Below are 12,550 nucleotides of genomic sequence, written 5' to 3'. Positions count from 1 at the left end.
CGCAGACGACGCTGCAAGCGGAGAGAGCGGATCCCCACCCGCTTTGCTCTGCGGAGCAAGGCGACCTCCCCTTTTCAAGGGGAGGTAAGAGGGCGACCAGGAGCGATGATGCGCCCGCCATCGCCCCTCTTGACGTCCGGCCCATCATGCAACATATGAAGTTACATGATACGCGATAGCCGTTTGTCTGGTGTGCTGCACGGCCTGCTCCACATGATCGGAGCGGGCGAGCCGGTCACGTCGGAGCAACTTGCCCAGGCGATGGCCACCAACCCGGTGGTCGTACGCCGCGTGATGGCGGGCCTGCGCGAGCGGGGGCTGGTCCGTTCGGAGAAAGGCCATGGCGGCGGCTGGACGCTGGCGCGCGATCCCGCCGACATCACGCTCGCGGACATCTATCGCGCGGTCGGCGCGCCCACCATCGTTGCGATGGGCCATCGCTCGGAAAATCCCGGCTGTCTGGTCGAACAGGCGGTCAACGACGCGCTGTCTGGCACGTTTCGAGAGGTCGAGGCGATCTTCCTGAAGCGGCTCGGCGCGGTGACGCTCGATGCCCTCGCCAAGGATTTCAAGCGCCGGCTCGCCAAGCACAAACAAAGCCTCGAGGACCAGATCCATGCAGTCAAGTGAGCAGGCGAAACCGCTGCCGTTCAACGATCCCGCGCACTGGGACAAGATGGTTGCCACCTACGAGGCGCAGTCGCAGCCGTTCACGACGCACTTCGCCGACGCCGCGGTCGCAACACTCCCGATCGGCCCGTCATCCAGGGTGCTCGACGTCGCCACCGGCACCGGTGCGGCAGCGCTTGCCGCCGCCCGCACCGGCGCAGACGTCACCGCGATCGACTTCTCCGCCGGCATGGTGGCGCGGGTCCGCGCGCATGATGTCGCGAATATCGAGGCGCGGCAGATGGACGGCCAGGCGCTCGACCTGCCAGATGCCGTATTCGATGCGGCGGTGTCGGTGTTCGGCGTGATGCTGTTTCCCAACTGGCGCGCCGGATTGCGCGAGATGGCGCGGGTGACGCGATCAGGCGGGACGGCCGCGATTGCGGTCTGGAAAAGCGCCGACGGCGCCGCGGTGCATCTGCAGCTCGCGCAGATCATCCGGCGGCTCTATCCCGACAATGTCACACCGATGCCCTGCACGGGCCTCGCCGAGCTCGCCGATCCCGGCCGCCTCACTGCCGCGCTCATCGCCGCCGGCTTCTCCGATCCGGCGGTGGCCGAGATCACCCATGACTTCAAACTCAATGTCGGCAATCCCGGCGATGTCGACAGACTGTTCGAATTCATGCCGCACTGGAGTGGGCTCGACGCGGGCCAGAGCGCCGCGGTCGCGCGCGCCTTCCGGAGCGAGATCGAGCGCGGACGGGTCGGTGACATCTTCGCGATTCCCTCGACCGCACTGGTCGCGACGGCCCGGCGGCTCTGATCGCAGTGCGGAGTTTGGCGGGCTCGGTGAGGCGGGTCTGTGGCCGTGCCGTTCTCGCCTCAGCGCGTATCGTCGTCCTGCTTCTCTCCATCGCTCGGCGGCTGCAGGCCGGGGCTGTTGGCCCAGCGGTCCTCGATCACCCGCCGGTGGCTCGGCCGCAGTGTCGACGGACCACCGGGCTCCTGCGACAATTTTCGGGGCAGCTTGACCTGTTCTGGCATGGCGAGGCTCCAGAGCTGGGCGGTGTGCGGGCCATTCGCAGCGCTCGCTACGCAAGGCGTGGATCGCCGGTCGCAACGAAAGCGCGAAGATTATTTGCGGTCTGCCGGCTTCGCTGGCGCTGCGACCGGCGCCGTGGGAGCAGCCTGCTCCCACGGCGCCGGCAGGATGACCCGCGCCGGCGGCAGGTTCTGCGCGGCGCGCTGCACATTCGCATTCGCCGGCCGCGGCTCGTCGCTGGCGCTATCGGCATGTGCGATGGCAATGGCGATACCGAGCGTCAACGCGATAGATCCAAGTGCCGCGCCGATCGATCCGGCGGACCGCAACATGGCGGACCGCCGCTTGTTCAGGATGGCAAGATGAGATGAGGCCATCACAACTGCTCCTCACGCAATCCAGATCGTTCGAAGCCGTGCGAGACGCGCGCCTCGCACCAAGGCAAATCGTCAGGTCTTGATGTCGGCCGGCAGCTTGCCGCCATTGGCGGCGAGCTTGGCCATCACCTGCTGATGCAGCCAGACGTTCATCGTGGCGGTGTTGTCGGTATCGCCGGTGTAGTGCAGCTCCCTCGCGAGCTCCTTGCGCGCTGCAAGGCTGCTGTCGAGGCCGAGCGCCTTCATCAGATCGACGATCGAGCTGCGCCAGTCGAGCTTCTCGCCGGTGGCCGCGGCGGCCTTGTCGACGATCGCCGCGACGTCGACGGTTTGCGCCGCGGGCGCTGTCGATGCAGCCGACGTCGACGGTGCTGCCGGCGAGGCACCCGGCGCAGCCGTCGTTGTGGTCTCAGCGGCGGTCCCAGCGGTTTTGGCCTGGGCGCCATGGCCGAAGATTGCACCCATGATGCTTCCAAAAATGCTCATGATCTCTCACTCCGTGCGCCCGAGACACCTTCTGCCTCATGGCTGGTTCCAGTGACGGAGCGGACGATAGGCAGGCCATTGGCCGAACGGAAGATGACCATCGTCACTATCGGAGTGTGGGCTGCGTGGTGCACTTTGCGGGAAGAGTGTGCGGCTCGCCAAGCGGCCGCATATCGAGAGCGTTTCATCGTACGCCCCACGTGCGATGAAGTCAGCCGTCCCGGCCCGATTCGCCAGCCCCGAGAAGTCGGGGCGGCTGACACAAACCTGCGCCTAGGTTTCCTGAGCTAAAGCTGACGGCGGCGGATGGTCTGCGCGAGTTCGACAAAGCATTCCGCAATGCCTGTGCCGGTCTTGGCGCTGACCGATTTGACGCTCGACTTCGCGAGCTCGCCGATCGCGCCGGCGCTTCCCGCGGCCTCCGGCAGGTCGATCTTGTTCAACAGCGCCCGGTACGGCCGGCCCGGAAACCGTTCCTCGAAACCGCGGACCAGCTCGACCATGCGGGTCACCGTCTGCGGCCGCGTGACGTCGGACACGATGATGGCGGCGGATGCGCCGGTGACATAGACGGTGTCGAAGATCTGCGTGCCGAAATCGCCGTCGGTGTCCCACAGCACGAGGCGCATCGGATCGCTGCCGTCCGCCGGCACCACGTCATGACTCAGGATCTCGACGCCCAACGTCGATTTGTACTGGCCCTCGAACCGATTGTAGATCAGCCGGTAGAGGATCGACGTCTTGCCGACCCCCATATCGCCGAGCAACATGACTTTTGCGGTGAGCATCAGCGCGACACTTCGCCTCGATAGACCGTCTCGAACGACACCCGGCGGTTGCCGCCGGCGGTGGTGTCGGGCCGGTCAGTGATCGGCATCGTCGCGGCGCGCGACACCAGGATCAGCCGCGACGGATCGACGCCAAGCGCGGTCAGCCTGCGCTGCACCTGCTCGGCGCGCTTGCGCCCCAGCGTCCGGTTGGTGCCTTCCGTGCCGCTCTGGTCGGCGTAGCCGACGATGCGCAGCCTGAGATCGTTGTTCGCCAGCAATCCGGCGAGCTCGCGAAGCTGCTGCTCGGCCTGATCGGCGTCGAGGAATTCGTCGGCGTTGTAAACGAAGAAGATCGCGGTGGTGGCGATGAACCGGTCGAGCCGCCCTGCCGGACCGTCGACGACCGACTGCAGCTTGACGACCTGTTCGCCCAACTTCGCGTACTGCTCGCCGAGCTTGTCATATTGCGCGTTCAGCGCGGCATATTTCTGGTCGCCCGACTGGGCCTGTGCGCTCATCGCCTCGCGCATCTGGTCGAGGCTCGCCTGCAGGCGCGCCATGCTCTGCTGCAGGCCCGCGATGCCGGCCTGCGATGCCGCGACCTGCTCCGGTGCGGACACCAGGCCGATGCGGTTGACGATCCTGTACGGCGCCGTCGCGGCTGCGAGCGCGTCGAGCAATGGCGCGGTCTCCAGCTGGCTGGGCTCGATACCCGAGACCGCCACGCTGCGGCTGCCGTGATCGAAATCAAGCCGAACCGGGAACGAGGCCAGCAGCGGCTGCTTGGCGGCGAGCTGCTCCAATGCCGCGTGGGTCCGCCGCTCCAGCAGGCTGCGCGTCAGCGACGTCATGGCGAGCCAGAGCAACAGCGCGGCCACCGCCGCGAGCAAGGCGATCAGGATGACCTTGCCGCGCCGGCTCGCGATCCTGCGCGGGGTGTCATCGGTTTCGATCGACGCGGCGAGCGTGGCGAGCATCGGCCCATCGCAATCCGCGCCGCGGTCGATGCGCTCGATCGCATCGAAGAACAGCGAATTGATCCTGGCATTGTCGGCGGGACGCAGCGGCCCGAGGCACTCCGCCGCCAGGATGAAGCGGGGCGAGGCGCGCAGCGCGAGCTGCCGCCCGCCGAAATCGAGCGTCTGCAGATTGCCTTCGCCGGCGAGCGCCTGCACCGAGAATTCCAGGATCGCCGCGACCATCGCACTGAGCAGGTCGGCGCGTTCGTCGTCGGTGGCGTCGCGCTTCCAGTCCGCGATCAGGCGGCCATTGCCGCGCTCGATGATCAGCAGGCGGTTGACGCGCGGCGGGTTGTCCGCGAGCACGAATTCGCTGATCGGGCGTCCCGTCACCAGCGACTTGACGCGCCCCACCCACAGCTGGGCCGAGGTCAACGCATTGATGCGCTGCTCGAGCGAGGCAACCAGTTCCCGAAACGAATTCGCAACCGCGGCGCTGACCAGCCGGCCGACGATCGGATAGAGCGCCTCGATCATCTGCTCGCGCGAATTCTTGATCTCGCTCCGGATCGCGGAGACCACGACCGGCGCGATCGCACTGGCAAGCTCGCGCGGCCGGTTGACCTCGGCGCGCTCCAGCGCCTCCACCAGGATGCCGGCGGTTGCCGTCTCCAGGCGGTCGGCGTTGCCGACATATCGCTGCAGCGAGTCGAGGTCGGCCTCCAGCGACGTCAGACGCGTCGCTTCGGGCTGAAACAGCAATGTCTTGAGCTGCTCGATCTCGCGGTTCTGGCCGGCAGCAGCTGCCATGCTAATTGCCCGAGCGGCCCGATCCCAATCCGCTGATCGCAGCGCCGAGCTGGGTGATGGCCGCACCGACATCCTTCAGCGAGTCGAGGCGCTTCTGCTCGGTATCCCGCTCGAGGTCGGAGAGCCGCGCCTGTAGCGCGGTGAGCTCGTTGGTGAAGTCCGCCTGCATCTGCTTGAGCTGCGCCTGCATCTCCTCGCGCAGACCCGAGAGGTTGGTCTCGAGCGAGCGTTGCGCGCCGCCGAACAGCAGATCGCGGACCTGATCGATCGCCGCCATGCCATGCGCCGCCGGATCCACGCCGTTGCCGGCCGCCGGAGCGTTTGCCAGTCCATCGGTGGTCTGGCGCTCGATACCCTTCATGGTCATTCCCTGCTTATTACTCATGGCCGCGCAATCCGGACGTGCAGTGTCAAAAAGCAAATCCGGAACAATCCTATAGCCAATTTTACGGGCGCGGCCCAGAGAAAGGCGAGCAATCTCAGCCGGATCAACCGCGTAGTTGTGCTGCTTGGGGCAATTATTTCTAGTAAGTTATTGCCTTTATTGCCAGTTCCGTACGGTTCTTGACCTGGCATTTCTCCAGGATCGTGCTGACGTAGTTCTTCACGGTTCCTTCGGCCAAATGCAGCCGTTCACCTATCTCGGTATTGCTCTTGCCCTCGACGATCAGCGTGAGAATTTCATTCTCCCGCGCCGTCAGCCCGTCGCGAACCGGCAGCTTCGCCGAGACGCGCGGGCCGCGCAGCCGCTTGAACTCGTCGAGGATGCGCGCGGCGACGCTCGGCGACAGCCCGGACTGGCCGTTGATCACGGCGCGGATCGTGCCCGCGATCTCCTCGATCCTGGCGTCCTTCAACAGATACGCCTTGGCGCCCGCGCTGACCGCCTGGAAGATCAGATCGTTGGTCTCGAACGTCGTCAGCACCACGATATGGGTCTGCGGCAGCTCGCGGAGAATCCGCTGGGTCGCGGCAATGCCGTCGACCCGCGGCATCTGCAGGTCCATCAGGATGACGTCCGGCCGATAGCGCCGCGCGAATTCGATGGCCTGCTCGCCATCGGCCGCACCAGGCAGGATCTCGAAATCGTCGTTCTGCTGGGCAAGCAGTGTCGCGATACCTTCCCTGATCAGCGTCTGATCCTCGGCGATCAGCACCCGTACCTTCTCAATCCTGCTCACGGGCTTCCGTCATCCTCTCGAAGGTCTTCTCGCTCCAAAGCATGATCCGATCGAATCGGATCATGCTCTTATCCTCTTGTTGGTCGCGTTTACTTTACGCGAACCGGTAGCCACTTTGCTCGAAAAAACGCGCTCAATGCGCGGGCCGTGACATCAATCAGCCAGCACGCCGACAGACGCTGTCGGCGGCACCGCCACGGGCAGCAATATCCGGACCAGCGTTCCCTGGCCAGGCGCGCTCTCCACCGCGCAGCTTCCGCCGACAAGTTCAGCAAATTCGGCCATGCCAATCAATCCGAAATGTCCTGGAGTAGGCTCTGCGGGATCGAAGCCGCGGCCGTCATCGCGGATCTCGACAACGAGCTTGCGGCCGACCGCGGCCGGCTCGGCGAAGGCGTGAAAGGAGACGCGGCGCGCCTGGGCATGTGCCTGAACATTGCGCAGCGCCTCAGAGAGGATGCGTTGAACGGTCAGACCGCAGTCGCGCAAGCCGGGCCGTGCCTGCTCGTCGATCTGGATCGAGACCCTGACGCCGCTGCGTGCGGCGAAATCGCTCAGCAGTCCCTCGACATCGGGATCAAGCTTCAGATCGTCGGGCGTGCGCAGACGATCGATGGCTTCGCGGGCACGCGAAAGGCCGCTCGCCGCCGCGTCTTCCGCGGTCGCAAGACTGTCGGCCACGCGTGCGGGATCGGCCGACAAATAGTGCCTGATCAGCCGGATCTGGGTCAGCAACGCCACGATCGAATGCACCAGCGTATCGTGCAGATCGCGCGCCAGCCGCAGACGGGTCCGCGCCAGCGAGGCAAACCGCACCTCGGCGCTCGCCGCCTCGAGCTGCTGCTCCATCAGCCGCCGTGCCCGGCGCTCGCTGCCGAGCAGCGTTTCGACCTGACGGCCCGCGAAGTCCGGCATGGCGATGACGAAATAATGCGACTGCGCGCCATTCCACCGCACCACCGCCGTTATCGGCTGCGTGATCCCCGGCGAGGCGCCACGCACACCGGCGAGCGCGATCATGTCACGCTGGCCCTCGGCCAGTGCCGCCAACTCGGCTTCCATGCCGACCAGCAGCATGCACTCGCAGCAATCGACGCCGATGGCGGGAAGCCATTCGACCAGCCGCCCGATCTTGCGATGCATGCGTCGGTCAGCAGCGATGACGGCGAGACCGATGACATCGGCTTCTGCGGCCGCAAGCAAATCCGCGCTCAGATCGATCATGCGTTGCCCATCAGCTCAGCGAGCAGCCCACTCTGGCGTAAGCCGGTGGCGGCCGCAAACGAATATGACTTTCGTCACAACCGATCCTGACTTTCGTCAGATGCCGCAACCGCACGAAATGCGGTTGTCTCTCAACTATGAGCAACGGCGCAATCCATGATGTGCCACATGCCGTCGCCGATGGCGACGCCAGCCGGGCTGTGCCCTTGCAGGGCCGCGCCGGTCGACCGGAGCTTGAGCTGACAATGAGGGCCGCGCCACGAAAATCGTCGCGCATCGAGCTGCGTATGTTGGCGGAAGCAGAGAAGCCCGCACGGCGCCGGCGCCTGAGTGCCACCCAGAAGGTGGCGTTGCAGGAGGCTCTCGCCGGCCGCCTGCAGCTCTATCCGCGCGGATATGCCGCGCGCAAGACCGGGCCGTTCCACTCCCGGCGTGCCATTCTCGGACTGGTGCGCGCCGGCCTGATGAGCCTCAGCGCCACGGCGCGTTATGCGGCCGTGACCAAGCGCGCGCGGGAAATTTATGCAGCTCCGACGGCGGACGGCGTGGTCCAGGGCGCGATGAGTTCAGATTGAACCCTCATCGCGCCCTGGGCTCCTGTCTGCGCACGATCTCCGCGCAAACGCGTTCCGCGTTTGTCGCGAGGGAAAACCGCGATGCACTTTGCGCTAACGCGGCCCGTCGGGTCCGGATCATGCTTCTCGTTTGAGCATGATCTGTTCGGAAAACCGCTATGCACTTTTCCGGATCATGCTTAGCCCTTGAGCGCGGTCACCACCACCTCGATCAGTGCGCCGCCGCCGAGATCGGCCACACCGACCGTTGCCCGCGCCGGCAGATTGTCGCCGAAGAATTCGGTCCAGATCGCGTCCATCTCCTTTTTCTTCGACAGGTCGGTCACGAAGATCGAGGCGCTGACAACGCGCGAGGGGTCCGTTCCGGCCTGCTTCAAATAGCCCGTGATCTTGCCGAGGATGTTGCGGGTCTGCTCGCCCATCGAGACGCTGGTGTCGTCGGCGATGGTGCCGCCGATGAATACGAAGCCGTTGGCTTCGACGGCGCGATGCATGATCGGCGTGCGGATGCTGCGGGTGATGGTCATGATGTCCTCGTCTTCAGGGTTGGGAAGTCTGGAAGCGCTCGATGCCGAGATCGCCGATCCGGGTCTGGGTGCCGCCATTGGCGATCAACTCCGCCATTACCGCGCCGGCGGCGGGACCGAGCTGAAAGCCATGCAGCGAAAAGCCGAACTGGTGATAGAGCCCCTTGTGACGGGCACTCGGCCCCAGCACAGGCAGCTCGTCCCTGGTGCGCGCCTCGATGCCGGCCCAGGCGCGCATGATGGTCGCGGCACGCATCACCGGGAATAGCTCGAACACGGTGCGCGCACTCACCGCAAGGCTGTGCCAGTCGAGCACCGTCTCGTTGCGGTCCTGATCCGGTATTGCCAGATGGCCGCCGCCGATCAGCACCGTGCCATTGGCGAATTGCTTGAACGACAGCTTGCGGCCACGCAGGATCACGACGGGATCGATGAAATGCGGCACGCGCGAGGTGATCATCAGCATCGGCGCCACCGTCTCGACCGGAACCGGCTCGCCGAGACTGGCGGCGATCCGCCCGGCCCACGCGCCGGCGGCGTTGACGAGCACCGGCGCGGCGTAGCTGTCGGCACCGACATCGACATGCCAGAGCCCGTCATGCTGGCGGATATTGCTGGCGGCGACGCCCTCGCGCACGGTCGCTCCGAGCATCTCGGCCTTGCGCCGAAACGCCGTGGTGGTCTGCGCCGGATTGGCCGCGCCATCGCGCGGTGAGACCACGCCGCCGGGACAGCTGTCGGCCACCGCAGGCACCAGCCGCCGCAGCTCCGTTGCGTCGATCAGCTCCTCATGGGTGAAGCCGAGCGCGTTCAACTCCGCAACCCGGGCGCGGCACGTTTCCAGCTCCGCGGCGTTCTCGGCGACCAGCACCTGGCCATGGCTCTCGAAGCTGCAATCGTCGTCGACCAGCTGCTCGATCCGCTCCCATATGTCCATCGAACGAATGGAGAGCGGAATCTCGGCGACATGCCGTGCGAGTTGCCGGACCCCGCCGGCGTTGACGCCGGAAGCGTGGCGTCCGGCATAGTCCTTCTCGATCAGCACCGGCTTCATGCCGGCCAGGCACATATGAAGCGCGGTCGAGCATCCGTGGATGCCGCCACCCACGATGATGGTATCCGCAAGCTTCGTCATCCGCGCACCACCGCTTTGACGTCGGCCTCGGTCCGCGGCATGGCCGCGAGCTCCGCCAGCGTGATCGGCTTCACCGGCGCGCGTAGCCGGTAGTAGCCGATCTCCTGCGGGCTCTTGCCGCGCGCCTCTGCCATCAGCTCGGTGACGGTGAGACCGCAAAGACGCCCCTGGCAGGGACCCATGCCGGTGCGCCGATAGGCTTTGAGCTGGTTCGGACCGGTCGCACCGATGGCGACGGCATCGAGAATGTCCTTGGCCGTCACCTCCTCGCAGCGGCAAACGATCGTGTCCGCCGACGGGATCCGGAACTGGCGCGCCGGACGGAACAGCACGTCGAGAAAGGCGCGGCCGCGTTCGGCCTGCGCCAGCGCCGTCTTGAGCAAATTTTCGGCGGTGAGTTTCGCCGTGGCGGCAGGCGCCAGCGCTTCGACCGCGGCGCGCGCGGCGATGCGGCCACGCGCCACCGCAACGTTGGCGCCGCCGATGCCGGCGCCGTCACCCGCGATGGCGATGCCTGCGACCGACGTGTTGCCGTCGGCATCGAGCACCGGCGACCAGCAGAGCTGGCGGTCATCCCAGCGGTGCTCGATCCCTGCCGCCATCGCCAGATTGACGTTGGGCACGACGCCCTGATGCAGCAGCAGCAGCTCCGCCGGAATGGTCTCGCGCCGCCCGCCGGCGACATAGCTCACGCTGGCAAGCTGGCCATCGCCGGATGCAACGAGCTCGCTGACGCCGGTGACGACGGGGACCTTCGCCTTCACCTCGCGCATCATCGCGAGCCCCTTGGCGAAATAGGGCGACATCAGGAATCCCAAGGCGTGAGGCAATGCCGCAAGATAATTGCGGCGTTCCGTCGTATCGAGGATGCGATCGATCCGGCCGCCGAGCCGCAGGATCTGGGCCGCCAGCAGCCACAGCAGCGGCCCCTGGCCCGCGATGACGGTGCGGCCATCAGGCACCAGGCCCGACGATTTCAACATCGTCTGCGCGGCCCCCGCGGTCATCACACCCGGCAGCGTCCAGCCGGGAATTGGAAATGGCCGCTCCAGCGCGCCGGTCGCGAGAATCACGCGCCTTGCCTTGACGAAGGACGACGTGCCGCCGACCGAGACGGCGAGCTCGAGATAACGATCGAGGCTCCAGACGGTCGCGCGGTGAACGATCTCGGCGCCGCTCGACTGCACGTCCGCAACGATATCGGCGCCCGCCCAATAATCGGCCCCCAGTTGCTCGGGCGCCGTCACCGGCGTCGACGCGATGCTGCGCCAGACCTGGCCTCCGGGGCCCGGATTCTCGTCGAGCAGCAGTGTCGACAGGCCGGCCCCGGCCGCCATCGCGGACGCGGCAAGCCCTGCCGGGCCCGCTCCGATCACCACGACGTCATAATTGTCGCGACGAGGCGTCGTGGTCATCGGCCGATCTCCCTCTTGCCCTTCTGGATTTCGATCTGCATGCCCTCAGTGACCGGCACCAGGCAGCCCTGCCGATTGCCGACGCCGTCGATGGTGACGAGGCAGTCGAAACAGACGCCCATCATGCAATAGGGCAGCCGCGGCGCACCGTTGACTGCGGTGGCGCGCCGCACGTCGCGGCCAGAGGCCAGCAGCGCCGCGGACACCGTGTCCCCGGCGCGCGCCTCGATGGCGGCGCCATCGACAAAGATCTGCACGCTCGGCCGCTTGTCTTGATCGGATCGTTTGAACATTGGATGCCTCTTCAATGCTGGCCTGCGCGCGGCGCGCCGAAGCGGCGGGCCGAGAACGCCCCCACCAATTCGGGCTCGAGCGCGCCGTCGGCGATCATGCGAGCGACGTCGAAGGCGTGGTTGGATGCCAGCGTCACGCCGGAATGGCAGCAGGCAACGAATGCGCCGGGCGCGCGCTCCGACTGGTCGTAGATCGGAAAGCCGTCCTGCGTCATCACGCGGATGCCGGCCCATGTGCGCACGACGTTGAGGCGTGCGAGATGTGGGAACGTGCGCTGCGCGCGATCCGCCATCACCGCACTCACCGCATGATTGACCGCGCGATCATCGAGCTGCTCCTCGCGGCTGTCGCCGATCATCACCGTGCCCTCGTCGGTCTGGCGCACGGTGGTCAGCGGGTGCGGCAGGAACGGCACGGTGCGCTCGGTCACGACGATCTGTCCGCGCGTCGGCTCCATCGGCGCATCGAGGCCAACCATCGGCGCCAGATTCTGATTGGCGTTGCCGGCCGCGAGCACGACTTTTGCTGCGCGGATTTCGCCCTGCGGCGTCGCGAGCCTGAATTCGCCGCCCTCGCTGACGATCGCGGACACCGGCCGCTCCGGCAGATAGTCGACGCCGAACAGTTTCATGCCGGTATGAAAGGCGCGGAACGTGCGCAGCGAATTCACGTGACCGTCGAGCGGACAGAAGCTGCCGCCCGAGACTTCGGGACCGATCAGCGGCAGCATCTTCTTGACTGATGATGCCGACAGCATCTCCATCCTGTAGTCGGCCGCGCCGACCTGGTTGTGCATGCGCGTGACGAGCTGGCCGCGCTGCGCGAACTCGTCCTCGCCGAGCGTCAGATGAAATCCGCCATTCTGCTGCAGGGCGACGTCGAGGCCGGTCTGGTCCTTCAATTCGGCCGCGAGCCTGCCCCACGCTTCCGATGCCCGCACCGTCCAGCCGGTGTAGGCCGGCATGCCGAGCCCCTTGCTCTGCACCCAGACCAGCGCAAAATTGGCGCGCGAGGCGCGTTTGGCGATATCGCCTTCGTCGAGCACGGCCACCGTCTTGCCGAGCCGGCCCAGCCCCCAGGCAACTGCGGAGCCGAGCAGGCCGCCGCCGACGACCGCGACGTCATAGTCCTTGTGCATAGGTT

General features: G+C 66.3%; 16 protein-coding genes. 3 read left to right on the top strand and 13 right to left on the bottom strand.

Annotation, left to right across the window (positions count from 1 at the left end; translation table 11 throughout):
- The first annotated feature begins 165 nt into the window (after positions 1-165).
- Entirely contained in the window at positions 166-630 is a 465-nt protein-coding gene (locus tag G6P99_RS04725) for an Rrf2 family transcriptional regulator (RefSeq protein WP_029083129.1), read from the top strand.
- On the top strand, positions 617-1,435 hold the full coding sequence (locus G6P99_RS04720) for a class I SAM-dependent methyltransferase (RefSeq protein WP_029083130.1): 819 nt from the start codon (positions 617-619) through the stop codon (positions 1,433-1,435). The genes G6P99_RS04725 and G6P99_RS04720 overlap by 14 nt, the downstream gene beginning before the upstream one ends.
- A gap of 59 nt (positions 1,436-1,494) precedes the next feature.
- On the opposite strand, the gene G6P99_RS04715 is transcribed toward G6P99_RS04720, so the two are convergent.
- From G6P99_RS04715 to G6P99_RS04680, 8 genes are all read right to left on the bottom strand, one after another.
- The gene (locus G6P99_RS04715) at positions 1,495-1,656 is read right to left on the bottom strand and encodes a hypothetical protein (protein WP_165127456.1); all 162 of its coding nucleotides are present in this window, start codon (positions 1,654-1,656) and stop codon (positions 1,495-1,497) included.
- Positions 1,657-1,746: 90 nt separating this feature from the next.
- Complete coding sequence (locus G6P99_RS04710; RefSeq protein WP_029083131.1) at positions 1,747-2,031, bottom strand: hypothetical protein; 285 nt, start codon at positions 2,029-2,031, stop codon at positions 1,747-1,749.
- Positions 2,032-2,103: 72 nt separating this feature from the next.
- Positions 2,104-2,517 carry a DUF3597 domain-containing protein gene (locus tag G6P99_RS04705; RefSeq protein WP_029083132.1) on the bottom strand — a complete coding sequence of 138 codons (414 nt, stop codon included), beginning with the start codon at positions 2,515-2,517 and terminating at the stop codon, positions 2,104-2,106.
- A 287-nt stretch (positions 2,518-2,804) separates the two neighbouring features.
- Entirely contained in the window at positions 2,805-3,305 is a 501-nt protein-coding gene (locus tag G6P99_RS04700) for a Rab family GTPase (RefSeq protein WP_029083133.1), read from the bottom strand.
- Positions 3,305-5,056, bottom strand: coding sequence for an OmpA family protein (locus G6P99_RS04695; protein ID WP_029083134.1), 1,752 nt, complete (start codon positions 5,054-5,056; stop codon positions 3,305-3,307). Before G6P99_RS04695 ends, G6P99_RS04700 begins: the two co-directional genes overlap by 1 nt.
- Before the next feature lies 1 nt (position 5,057).
- Positions 5,058-5,441, bottom strand: coding sequence for a hypothetical protein (locus tag G6P99_RS04690; protein WP_245284796.1), 384 nt, complete (start codon positions 5,439-5,441; stop codon positions 5,058-5,060).
- Positions 5,442-5,580: 139 nt separating this feature from the next.
- Positions 5,581-6,237: a response regulator transcription factor gene (locus G6P99_RS04685; protein WP_165127454.1), complete on the bottom strand. Its 657-nt coding sequence runs from the start codon at positions 6,235-6,237 to the stop codon at positions 5,581-5,583.
- 153 nt (positions 6,238-6,390) lie between these two features.
- Positions 6,391-7,461, bottom strand: a complete 1,071-nt coding sequence (locus tag G6P99_RS04680; protein ID WP_084518585.1) for a sensor histidine kinase — start codon at positions 7,459-7,461, stop codon at positions 6,391-6,393.
- 287 nt (positions 7,462-7,748) lie between these two features.
- Here G6P99_RS04680 and G6P99_RS04675 point away from each other — a divergent pair, with 287 nt between their 5' ends.
- The gene (locus G6P99_RS04675; protein ID WP_245284797.1) at positions 7,749-8,036 is read left to right on the top strand and encodes a hypothetical protein; all 288 of its coding nucleotides are present in this window, start codon (positions 7,749-7,751) and stop codon (positions 8,034-8,036) included.
- A gap of 179 nt (positions 8,037-8,215) precedes the next feature.
- Here G6P99_RS04675 and G6P99_RS04670 read toward each other — a convergent pair whose 3' ends face one another.
- The 5 genes from G6P99_RS04670 to G6P99_RS04650 are packed head-to-tail and all read right to left on the bottom strand — an operon-like array spanning position 8,216 to position 12,545.
- A complete protein-coding gene (locus G6P99_RS04670) occupies positions 8,216-8,563 on the bottom strand; it encodes a RidA family protein (RefSeq protein WP_029083139.1) in 348 nt (115 codons plus the stop codon).
- Between the two features lie 13 nt (positions 8,564-8,576).
- Complete coding sequence (locus tag G6P99_RS04665; protein ID WP_029083140.1) at positions 8,577-9,698, bottom strand: NAD(P)/FAD-dependent oxidoreductase; 1,122 nt, start codon at positions 9,696-9,698, stop codon at positions 8,577-8,579.
- Complete coding sequence (locus G6P99_RS04660; protein ID WP_165127450.1) at positions 9,695-11,113, bottom strand: NAD(P)/FAD-dependent oxidoreductase; 1,419 nt, start codon at positions 11,111-11,113, stop codon at positions 9,695-9,697. The genes G6P99_RS04665 and G6P99_RS04660 overlap by 4 nt, the downstream gene beginning before the upstream one ends.
- Positions 11,110-11,406 carry a (2Fe-2S)-binding protein gene (locus G6P99_RS04655; RefSeq protein WP_029083142.1) on the bottom strand — a complete coding sequence of 99 codons (297 nt, stop codon included), beginning with the start codon at positions 11,404-11,406 and terminating at the stop codon, positions 11,110-11,112. The genes G6P99_RS04660 and G6P99_RS04655 overlap by 4 nt, the downstream gene beginning before the upstream one ends.
- A gap of 11 nt (positions 11,407-11,417) precedes the next feature.
- A complete protein-coding gene (locus tag G6P99_RS04650; RefSeq protein WP_029083143.1) occupies positions 11,418-12,545 on the bottom strand; it encodes an NAD(P)/FAD-dependent oxidoreductase in 1,128 nt (375 codons plus the stop codon).
- Between the last annotated feature and the right edge of the window lie 5 nt (positions 12,546-12,550).

This window comes from Bradyrhizobium sp. 6(2017) (assembly GCF_011058295.2).
GTDB classification, from domain to species: domain Bacteria; phylum Pseudomonadota; class Alphaproteobacteria; order Rhizobiales; family Xanthobacteraceae; genus Bradyrhizobium; species Bradyrhizobium septentrionale.
Note: the sequence above shows the minus strand (reverse complement) of the source record. Positions and strands in the feature narration are given on the sequence as shown.

What these genes read in the sequence shown, in the direction of transcription:
- G6P99_RS04715 (WP_165127456.1), bottom strand. Translation starts at nt 1,656, where the DNA reads ATGCCAGAACAGGTCAAGCTGCCCCGAAAATTGTCGCAGGAGCCCGGT.
- G6P99_RS04725 (WP_029083129.1), top strand. Translation starts at nt 166, where the DNA reads ATGATACGCGATAGCCGTTTGTCTGGTGTGCTGCACGGCCTGCTCCAC.
- G6P99_RS04690 (WP_245284796.1), bottom strand. Translation starts at nt 5,441, where the DNA reads ATGAGTAATAAGCAGGGAATGACCATGAAGGGTATCGAGCGCCAGACC.
- G6P99_RS04700 (WP_029083133.1), bottom strand. Translation starts at nt 3,305, where the DNA reads ATGCTCACCGCAAAAGTCATGTTGCTCGGCGATATGGGGGTCGGCAAG.
- G6P99_RS04675 (WP_245284797.1), top strand. Translation starts at nt 7,749, where the DNA reads ATGTTGGCGGAAGCAGAGAAGCCCGCACGGCGCCGGCGCCTGAGTGCC.
- G6P99_RS04650 (WP_029083143.1), bottom strand. Translation starts at nt 12,545, where the DNA reads ATGCACAAGGACTATGACGTCGCGGTCGTCGGCGGCGGCCTGCTCGGC.
- G6P99_RS04665 (WP_029083140.1), bottom strand. Translation starts at nt 9,698, where the DNA reads ATGACGAAGCTTGCGGATACCATCATCGTGGGTGGCGGCATCCACGGA.
- G6P99_RS04710 (WP_029083131.1), bottom strand. Translation starts at nt 2,031, where the DNA reads ATGGCCTCATCTCATCTTGCCATCCTGAACAAGCGGCGGTCCGCCATG.
- G6P99_RS04720 (WP_029083130.1), top strand. Translation starts at nt 617, where the DNA reads ATGCAGTCAAGTGAGCAGGCGAAACCGCTGCCGTTCAACGATCCCGCG.
- G6P99_RS04695 (WP_029083134.1), bottom strand. Translation starts at nt 5,056, where the DNA reads ATGGCAGCTGCTGCCGGCCAGAACCGCGAGATCGAGCAGCTCAAGACA.
- G6P99_RS04660 (WP_165127450.1), bottom strand. Translation starts at nt 11,113, where the DNA reads ATGACCACGACGCCTCGTCGCGACAATTATGACGTCGTGGTGATCGGA.
- G6P99_RS04680 (WP_084518585.1), bottom strand. Translation starts at nt 7,461, where the DNA reads ATGATCGATCTGAGCGCGGATTTGCTTGCGGCCGCAGAAGCCGATGTC.
- G6P99_RS04705 (WP_029083132.1), bottom strand. Translation starts at nt 2,517, where the DNA reads ATGAGCATTTTTGGAAGCATCATGGGTGCAATCTTCGGCCATGGCGCC.
- G6P99_RS04670 (WP_029083139.1), bottom strand. Translation starts at nt 8,563, where the DNA reads ATGACCATCACCCGCAGCATCCGCACGCCGATCATGCATCGCGCCGTC.
- G6P99_RS04655 (WP_029083142.1), bottom strand. Translation starts at nt 11,406, where the DNA reads ATGTTCAAACGATCCGATCAAGACAAGCGGCCGAGCGTGCAGATCTTT.